The sequence below is a fragment of the Allosphingosinicella sp. genome (assembly GCF_036570505.1).
GTDB lineage: Bacteria > Pseudomonadota > Alphaproteobacteria > Sphingomonadales > Sphingomonadaceae > Allosphingosinicella.
In genome coordinates this window covers 1-8,553 of record NZ_DATCYB010000068.1, presented here as the reverse complement: position 1 = coordinate 8,553, position 8,553 = coordinate 1, and the positions used below count along the sequence as shown (strand labels likewise).

Here is an 8,553-nt window from a genome sequence, read left to right as displayed (position 1 = left end):
CCGAGCTCACAAGCCTGGCGCTGGAGGAGTCCACGCAGCCGGCCAATCCGCTCGACCAGCAGGCCATCGAAGCGACCGAGGCCGAGACGCAAGCACTCGCCGACCGTCAGGCGGAACGGCTGGAAGGACTGAAGGCCTCGCTTAGCGACCTTTGAGCTGTTCGGCATGCGCCTTGGCGAGAGCGACATAGTGCGCAACCCCCGCCCGCATTCCAGCCAATTCTTCAGGCGTCAGATCCCGCACATACTTGGCCGGCCGGCCCGCCCATAGTTGCCCGCTGGGGATGCGGCGACCCGGAGTCAGCATCGCACCGGCCGCGAGCATCGCGTCGCTTTCCATCTCGCAGCCGTCCATGACGATGGCGCCCAGGCCGACAAAGGCGCGATCGTGGAGAATGCAGCCATGGACCATCGCCATATGGCCGATCAGCACCTCCTCGCCGATCAGCGTGGGATGGCCCTCGGGTTCGCCAGGCTTGGGCGAATCGCAGTGCACGACGCTGCCGTCCTGGATGTTGCTACGCGCGCCGATGCGGATGCGGTTCACATCGCCCCGGATCACGCAGTTATACCAGATGCTCGCCCCCGGCCCGATCTCGACATCGCCGATAAGGCGCGCCCCGGACGCAACGAAGGCGGTGGGTTCGATGCGTGGTGCCTTGCCGCCGAACGGAAGGATCGTCATCCTTTCCACTCCCGTTTGTCTATCTCGTAGATGATCGTGGGATTGAGGTTCGGGAAGCGGGGATCGTGATAGTCGAGATCCTCGCGCCGATGCATTCCGAGCCGTCGCATCAGGCCCCAGCTGGCTTCGTTCTGATTGAAGGTGATGGCGAAGATCCGCTCCGCCGCGAGCGTGTCGAAGGCATGGTCGAGGGACGCGCTCGCGGCTTCCCGGGCATAGCCCCGGCCCCAGCTATCCTCGCGAAAACGCCAGCCCACCTCATATTCGCCCGTGATGGTGCCGGCCGGATCGTCGGCGATCTTGAGTCCGCAAAAGCCGAGGAACGCGCCGTCCTCCTTCCGCTCCACGACCCAGAAGGTAAAACCTCGCTCCTCCTGCCATCGCATCAGGCGATCGGAGACCTCGCGCAGGTCCTCGCGGCTTTTCACCCCACCGAGCCAGCGCATCACGGCAGGTGTATTAGTGTGGACGTGAAAGGACTCCGCGTCGCTTTCGCGCCAGTTCCTGAGAAGCAGCCGTTCCGTTTCGATCATGCCGCGCGGAGTAGCGCCGGAGCGTTCATTCCGTCCAGCCTTCGATCAGCGGCAGGATGCTGGCATAATCGTCACTCCAGCCGGGGAATCCCGGTCGGGGCTCCAGATCCTGCCAATAGCCATTGCTGCCGCTGGCGAGCATCATCGTGTCGAGGGCGTCGCGGCTTTTCGATAGGGCTATCCAGACCGACGCCGTCGCATAGTCCTTCGCGTCGTCGTCCGGTCGGTAGTCCATTAGGGCCGCTTCCCACCCGCCACGCGTCGCGGCGGCCGCGAGGACCGGCTCGAGATCCAGATAGCGGTTGGAAATGTGGACGAGGAGAATGCCGCGCGGCCGCAGCGCGCGGGCGTAGACCCCGAACGCCTCGCGCGTGAGCAAATGCATCGGCACCGAGTCCGACGAGAAAGCGTCGATCGCGAGGACGTCGAGGGTCGCGGCCCGCAACCCGGCGATCTTCAGCCGCGCATCGCCGAGGATGATATCCGCATCCGGCGCACAATTTGGAAGGAAAGTGAAATAGCCGCTTTCCGTCGCGATCCGCACCACCGCCGGGTCGATCTCGAAGAAGCGCCATTGCTGGCCGGGCTCGGCATAGCAGGCGAGCGTTCCGGTTCCGAGGCCGACGATGCCGATATCGGCATCGGCGCCGTAAAGCTCTGGTGCCGCGGAGAGGACATGGGCGACGCCGGATCCCGGGGCATAGTAGCTCGTGGGCGCAAGTTCCGCACCCGGCATCCGGCTCTGTACGCCATGCAGCGTGGTTCCGTGCGTCAGCATGGTCGCATAGCCGTCCGGGGTGGAGCCGATCGTATAGACGCCGAAATAGCTGCGCGTGCGCACGTCCAGGACCGTCAGCCTGAGGGTGTTCCAGCCGCCATAGCTCAGCATCAGCGCGGCAAGACAGGCGACGAAAACCCATCGCTGCCCCAGGCTGAACAAGGCCAGGAAGGCAATGATTCCGCTGACCCCATAAGTAACGACCTCGGGAAGGTCGAGCCAGTCCGCCCCCGCCAGCGAGAGAAGGACGGCGAGGCCGGGCAGAGCATATGTCAGGCGCCCGCGCCAGAGACGGTCGGACCAGAGACGGTCGATCGCCGGAATGTAGCTCTGTGACGGAATGAGCAAGGCGGCGGCGAGGATTAGCAACGGGTGCTCGTAAGCCCAGTCGAACAGTATCGGCGCCACCACGGCGCAAAAGGCGCCGCCCAGCACGCCGCCCACCGACATGGCGAGGTAGAAGCCGGTCAGGCGGTCGGTATGCGGCCTCAGCCGGTACATCTCGGCATGAAGCGTTACCGCCACCACGAACAGGAGGCCGAGACCGGCCGTGGCCATGAAGAGCGGTCGCTGCGTTCCGCTCGCAAAGGCGAAGGCGCCCGCGGCGAGGATGACGAGCGGGGCGACCAGGGTGATGAAGTCGGCAAGGCCGCGCCGGGCGGCGAAGGCGACGGTGAAGCTCAAGAGATAAAGGCCGAGCGGCAACGCCCAAAGGAGCGGCATGGCGACGATGTCAGTGGTGAGATGCGTCGTCGTCGAGAGCATCAGCCCCGACGGCACCGCCGCCAGCGCTATCCAGTGCAGGACGCGGCGACGGCTCGTCGGATGCGAGCGCGTGCCGGGTTCCTGTTTTGCTGCCTGGCGGGGGATGGTGAGCGCGCAGCCGATGACGAGAGCGAGGAGGAGGACGAAGCCAGCCGTCCAGAGCCGGCTCTGCTGTTCCAGGGTGAGCAGCGGTTCAACGATTAGCGGATAAGAAATGAGGCCGGCGAAGCTGCCCAGGTTCGAGGCGGCATAGAGCGGATAGGGATCGCCCCGATTCGTTTCCAGCGCGTACCAGCGCTGCATCAGCGGTGCCTGGGCGGAGATGATGAAGAAGAGCGGCCCGATCGAGGCGACGAGAAACCAGGGTACCCAGAAGGCCGGTGCAAAGTCGGTCGGCGGAATTGCCGCGCCAAGGCCGATGGGGAGCCACAGCGCGGCCAACCCGAACAGGCCGAGGTGCACACCTGCCTGCTTGCGAGGTGCCAGCCGCGCGACCGCGTGCGCGTAGGCGTAGCCGCCAAGCAGCAGTGCCTGATAGACCAGCATCGCGCTGTTCCACACCGCCGGGGCGCCACCCAGCCGCGGCAAGGCCATGCGCGCGATCATCGGCTGGGTGAGGAAGAGGAGGAAGGCGCCGGTGACGACGGTCGCCAGGAAGAGCGGCCTCGCGAACCGTTCCCGCGTGGCGGCGGCGGTTACCGATTGATGCAGTGCCGATCTCCCGTCTGGCCGCCCGTCGCCGCTAGACAAGCATGACGTCCGTTAACCGCCGCTGAGCAGGCGCGCGGCCTGGGCCGCGTAATAGGTGAGCATGCCGGAGCATCCGGCACGCTTGAAGGCGACCAGGGTTTCCAGGACGAGCGCATCACGATCCCCTGCCCCGGCCGCGGCGGCAGCCTCGATCATCGCATATTCGCCCGATACTTGGTAAGCGAAAACAGGGACTTGGAAAGCGTCTTTCACGCGGCGAACGATGTCGAGATAGGGAAGGCCAGGCTTCACCATCACATAATCGGCGCCCTCGGCGAGATCGAGCGCGACTTCCCGCAACGCCTCCTCAGCATTGGCCGGGTCCATCTGGTAGCTCTTCTTGTCGCCCTTCAAGAGGCCGCGCGAGCCGACCGCGTCGCGGAAGGGGCCGTAGAAGGCGGAGGCATATTTGGCGGCATAGGCCATGATGGCGACGTTGGTGTGACCTTCATGCTCCAGCGCCTGGCGGATCGCGCCGACGCGGCCGTCCATCATGTCGGAGGGCGCGACGATGTCGGCGCCCGCGGCGGCCTGGACCAGCGCCTGCTCGACCAGGATGGAGCTGGTCTCGTCGTTGAGGACATAGCCGGACGCATCGGTGATGCCATCGTGGCCGTCGGCCGTATAGGGATCGAGGGCAACGTCGGTGAGGATACCGATTTCCGGCACCGCATCCTTCACCGCATGGATGGCTCGGCACATGAGATTGTCCGGATTGAGCGCCTCGCTCCCTCTCTCGTCGCGCAGCTTGAGCGGCGTGTTGGGGAAGAGGGCGATGCACGGGATGCCGAGATTCCTGGCTTCGCGCGCGCGTTCAACCAGCCTGTCGACCGACCAGCGCGAGACACCGGGCAAGGTCGCGATGGGCTCCTCCACCCCCCTTCCTTCCGTCACGAAAAGCGGCCAGATGAGATCCGATGCGTTGAGAACCGTCTCGGCGACCAGCGATCGCGACCATTGGGTGGCGCGCGATCGGCGCAGACGGACAGCGGGAAAGGAAGCAAGGGTCATGTCAGATGCGGCTGTAGCGCGCCCGCTTTCAGGTGCAAAGGGACTGGTTGAATGACGCTGACCGATCCCGTGCCCAGAGAGGCCGTGCTGGTCGTCAACGCCCATTCCCGCAGGGGCCGGGATTTGTTCCGCGAAGCGAAGGAGAAGCTGGAAGCGGCCGGCATTTCCCTTCGGGCCGCCCATGCCGTGCGACACCCCAAGGAGCTTATCCCGACCATGCGCCGGGCCGTTAAGAGCGGGGTGCCGATGGTGATCGTCGGCGGCGGCGATGGGTCGCTTTCGTGCACGGTCGACGACGTCGTGGACCGCGACTGCGTCTTCGCCCTGCTTCCGCTCGGCACGGCCAACAGCTTCGCCCGCACGCTCGGCATTCCGCTCGACCTCGACGGCGCCATCCGGACGATCGCTACCGGGCGGCGGAGGCGGATCGACCTGGGCATGATCGATGGCGACTATTTCGCCAACGCCGCTGCGATTGGCCTCTCGCCGATGATCGGCGACAGCGTGCCGCACAAGCTGAAGAAGTATCTCGGCCGCGTCGGCTATCTTGTCTGGGCGATCCGCTGCTTCTTCCGGTTCAGCCCATTCCGGCTGTCGGTCGACGACGGCACGCGCGTGCGGCGGCTGTGGAGCACCGAGGTCCGCATCTTCAACGGCCGCTTCCATGGCGGAGTCGAGCTGACCGAGACGACCGACGTCGACAGCGGCGACATCGTCATCCAGGCGGTCACCGGCCGCAGCCTCGCGCGGCTGGTATGGGACTGGTACGCCAAATTCTTCAAGCTCCGCTCGCGCGACGACACCACCGAGGAATTCCGGGGCAAAAGCCTGCGCATCGACACGAAGCCCCACCACCGCATCTCGATCGACGGCGAGATACTGGCCCGGACGCCGGCCACGGTCTCGGTCGCAAGCAAGGCGATCGAGGTGGTGGTGCCTCAGGAACCAGAGCCAACTCGCTGATTCCGTTCGTTCGGGACGAACTAATCTTCAGCTTACCCCAACCGTGCCAGCGCCGCCGCGTAACGCTCAGCGTCCGAGGCTTTTTCGGCATGGTCCGCCCTCGCCTTCTCCACCGCCTCGGGCTTGGCCCTCTCGACGAAGCTGGGGTTGTTCAGGCGTCCGGCAAGTGAATCCCGCTCCTGCTCTGCGGCGTTAAGGGCCTTGGCAAGGCGGGAGCGTTCGGCGTCGAGGTCGATCACCCCTTCGAGTGGCAGGACGAAGATCGCTTCGTCGACGATTACTTGCGCCGCGCCGCCGGCGAGGGCGGCAGCGCTGCCGATCGTTTCCAGGCGGGCGAGGCGCATGATCGCCGCCTCATGTCGCTGAAGACGCTCGATCGTTCCTGCCTCGGCGTCGCGAACATGCAGTGCCAACTTCGCCCCTGGCGGCACGTTGAGCTCGGCACGCGTCCCGCGAATGCCGCTGACGAGGCGGATCAGCCAGTCGATCTCTGGCCCCGCGTCCGCATCGAGCGCGCGCGCATCGGGCATCGGCCAATTGGCGAGGATCAGGGGATAGGGCCGCTCGCCCATCGCATGCCATAGCTCCTCGGTGATGAAGGGCATGAACGGGTGAAGCATGACCAGAATCTGATCGAGCACCCAGGCGGCGACGTCCTTCGTCTCCGCGTCGATCTGGCCCCTCTCGTCCCCGATCGCGACCGGCTTGATCAGCTCCAGATACCAGTCGCAGAAGGTGGCCCAGGTGAAGTGGTAGATGGTGTTGGCGCTTTCGTCGAAGCGAAGCTCGGCCATGGCGAGATCGAGCGCCTGCACCGTCTTCACCGTCTCGCCGACGATCCAGCGGTTGACGGGGAGCGTGGCCTCGGGCGGCTCGATCGTCCGGCTCGCGCCGATGCCGTTCGACTGGCAGAAGCGCGCCGCGTTCCAGAGCTTGGTGGCGAAGTTGCGATAGCCCTCCACCCGCTTCTCATCGAGCTTGATGTCGCGGCCCTGGCTCTCCATCGCGGCCAGGGTGAAGCGCAGCGCGTCGGCGCCATATTTGTCGACGAGGCCGAGGGGATCGACGGTGTTTCCCTTCGACTTGGACATCTTCTGCCCCTTGGCGTCGCGGACGAGGCCGTGGAGGTAGAGCGTGTTCCAGGGCTTTTCCTTCATGAACTGGAAGCCCTGCATCGCCATGCGGGCGTCCCAGAAGAAGATGATGTCGAAGCCGGAGATGAGTACATCGTTCGGATAGTGCCGCTTCAGCAGTTCCGTCTCCTCGGGCCAGCCGAGCGTGGCGAAGGGCCAGAGGGCGGAGGAGAACCAGGTGTCGAGCACGTCCGGATCGCGGCGGAGCGGCCGATTGCCGGCCTCGCGCCGCGCCCCCTCCTCGGATTCGGCGACGAAGACATTGCCTTCATCGTCGTACCAGGCTGGTATCTGATGGCCCCACCAGAGCTGGCGGGAGACGCACCAGGGCTGGATATTCTCCAGCCAGTTGAACCAGGTCTTCTTCCAGGTTTCGGGCACGACGCGGATATCGCCGTCGCGAACGGCGGCGATGGCCGGCTTGGCCAGGGTCGCGGCGTCGACATACCATTGGTCGGTGAGCCAGGGCTCGATGACCGTCCCGGAGCGGTCGCCGAACGGCGTCTGGACGACACGGTCCTCGACTTTTTCGAGAAAGCTTTCTGCCTCCAGCAAGGCGACGACCTTCTCGCGCGCCTCGAAGCGGTCGAGGCCGAGCAGCGCTTCGGGGATGCCGCCGCACTGCACGACCTGCGCCCGAGCGTCGAACATGTTCAGCATCTCGGTCGGCTTGAAGCCGGCGCGCTTGCCGACCTCAAAGTCGTTGAAGTCGTGGCCAGGGGTGATCTTGACCGCGCCCGAGCCGAGCTCCGGATCGGCATGCTCGTCGGCGATGATCGGGATGAGACGGCCGGTGATCGGGTGTCTGATCTTCTTGCCGATCAGGGCGGTGTAGCGTTCGTCCTCCGGATGCACGGCGACGGCCATGTCGGCGAGCATCGTCTCCGGCCGGGTCGTGGCGACGTGGATGAAGCCGCTGCCATCCTCCAGCGGGTATTTTAGGTGCCAGAATTTGCCCTGCACCTCGCGCGTTTCGACCTCCAGGTCGGAGATGGCGGTGCCGAATTTCGGGTCCCAGTTGACCAGCCGCTTGTCGCGATAGAGCAGCTTTTGACGATAAAGATCGACGAACACCTTGAGGACGGCGCGGGAGAAGCCCTCGTCCATGGTGAAGCGCTCGTTCGCCCAGTCCATCGAGCAGCCGAGGCGGCGGAGCTGGCGGGTGATCTGGCCGCCGCTCTCCTCCTTCCACTCCCAGACCCTGGCGATGAACTCCTCGCGGCTCATGTCCGCGCGGCTTTTGCCCTCGGCCTCAAGCTGCCGCTCGACGACCATCTGCGTGGCGATACCGGCATGGTCGGTGCCGACCACCCACAAAGCGTCCTTGCCCTGCAGCCGCGCATGGCGCGTGAGAATATCCTGGAGCGTGTTGTCGAGCGCGTGGCCGATATGGAGCGAGCCCGTGACGTTGGGCGGGGGGTTGACGATCGTCCAGGGTTCCGCCTCCGACCGCCCGGGACGGAACAGGCCGTTCTCCTCCCAATAGGGATACCAGCGGGCCTCGATGGCGCCCGGATCGAAGGTCTTCGGCAATTCGCTCATAGGGGCGCGCTTAGACGAAGCGCGGGCGGCGGGCCAAGCCGTTTTCACGTCATGCCGGCCAAGGCTGGCATCTATTCCAACGCTGAATGGACGCCAGGCAACGCTGGGGTGACGGTCAGTGCCGGCCCCCGCGTCAGAGGCTCTTGCCGGTGATCCTCGCGATTTCGCGGGCAACCATGGTTTCCACCATTTCCGGGAGGCGCTGGTCGAGCCAGTCCTTGAGCATCGGCCGGAGCATTTCGCGCACCGCATTGGCCAGAGCGGTATCGGTCGGGGTTGCTTCGGACAGGGCGACCGGCTCGCCGTTTTCCGGCTGTCGGAGGGCGGAGAGCGCCGCGAGCTTCTGACGGGCGGCGGCGGTCGTGTCGTCGGACGTGAGTCCGTCCGCTTCGGA

At 65.6% G+C, this 8,553-nt stretch carries 7 protein-coding genes; 1 reads left to right on the top strand and 6 read right to left on the bottom strand.

The annotated features are described in order from the left end of the window. Nucleotides 1-141: 141 nt before the first annotated feature. The 4 genes from VIR62_RS08665 to hemB are packed head-to-tail and all read right to left on the bottom strand — an operon-like array spanning nt 142 to nt 4,521. Nucleotides 142-684 carry a gamma carbonic anhydrase family protein gene (locus VIR62_RS08665; protein WP_431870433.1) on the bottom strand — a complete coding sequence of 181 codons (543 nt, stop codon included), beginning with the start codon at nt 682-684 and terminating at the stop codon, nt 142-144. Further along, nucleotides 681-1,217 carry a GNAT family N-acetyltransferase gene (locus tag VIR62_RS08660; RefSeq protein WP_431870431.1) on the bottom strand — a complete coding sequence of 179 codons (537 nt, stop codon included), beginning with the start codon at nt 1,215-1,217 and terminating at the stop codon, nt 681-683. The genes VIR62_RS08665 and VIR62_RS08660 overlap by 4 nt, the downstream gene beginning before the upstream one ends. A gap of 25 nt (nt 1,218-1,242) precedes the next feature. Further along, nucleotides 1,243-3,510, bottom strand: coding sequence for a fused MFS/spermidine synthase (locus tag VIR62_RS08655; protein WP_431870430.1), 2,268 nt, complete (start codon nt 3,508-3,510; stop codon nt 1,243-1,245). 12 nt (nt 3,511-3,522) lie between these two features. Beyond that, complete coding sequence (gene hemB, locus VIR62_RS08650; RefSeq protein WP_431870428.1) at nt 3,523-4,521, bottom strand: porphobilinogen synthase; 999 nt, start codon at nt 4,519-4,521, stop codon at nt 3,523-3,525. 51 nt (nt 4,522-4,572) lie between these two features. Here hemB and VIR62_RS08645 point away from each other — a divergent pair, with 51 nt between their 5' ends. Beyond that, the gene (locus VIR62_RS08645) at nt 4,573-5,484 is read left to right on the top strand and encodes a diacylglycerol/lipid kinase family protein (protein WP_431870427.1); all 912 of its coding nucleotides are present in this window, start codon (nt 4,573-4,575) and stop codon (nt 5,482-5,484) included. Between the two features lie 32 nt (nt 5,485-5,516). Here the strand turns inward: VIR62_RS08645 and VIR62_RS08640 are convergent, their stop codons facing one another. Together VIR62_RS08640 and VIR62_RS08635 are read right to left on the bottom strand one after the other, a co-directional pair. After that, nucleotides 5,517-8,159, bottom strand: coding sequence for a valine--tRNA ligase (locus VIR62_RS08640; protein ID WP_431870425.1), 2,643 nt, complete (start codon nt 8,157-8,159; stop codon nt 5,517-5,519). Nucleotides 8,160-8,292: 133 nt separating this feature from the next. Beyond that, a partial coding sequence (locus VIR62_RS08635; protein WP_431870424.1) for a DUF2497 domain-containing protein occupies nt 8,293-8,553 on the bottom strand: 261 nt, incomplete at its 5' end.

Excerpts from the sequence above, each read along its gene's own strand:
- VIR62_RS08645 (WP_431870427.1), top strand. The coding sequence starts at position 4,573 with ATGACGCTGACCGATCCCGTGCCCAGAGAGGCCGTGCTGGTCGTCAAC.
- hemB (WP_431870428.1), bottom strand. The coding sequence starts at position 4,521 with ATGACCCTTGCTTCCTTTCCCGCTGTCCGTCTGCGCCGATCGCGCGCC.
- VIR62_RS08665 (WP_431870433.1), bottom strand. The coding sequence starts at position 684 with ATGACGATCCTTCCGTTCGGCGGCAAGGCACCACGCATCGAACCCACC.
- VIR62_RS08660 (WP_431870431.1), bottom strand. The coding sequence starts at position 1,217 with ATGATCGAAACGGAACGGCTGCTTCTCAGGAACTGGCGCGAAAGCGAC.
- VIR62_RS08640 (WP_431870425.1), bottom strand. The coding sequence starts at position 8,159 with ATGAGCGAATTGCCGAAGACCTTCGATCCGGGCGCCATCGAGGCCCGC.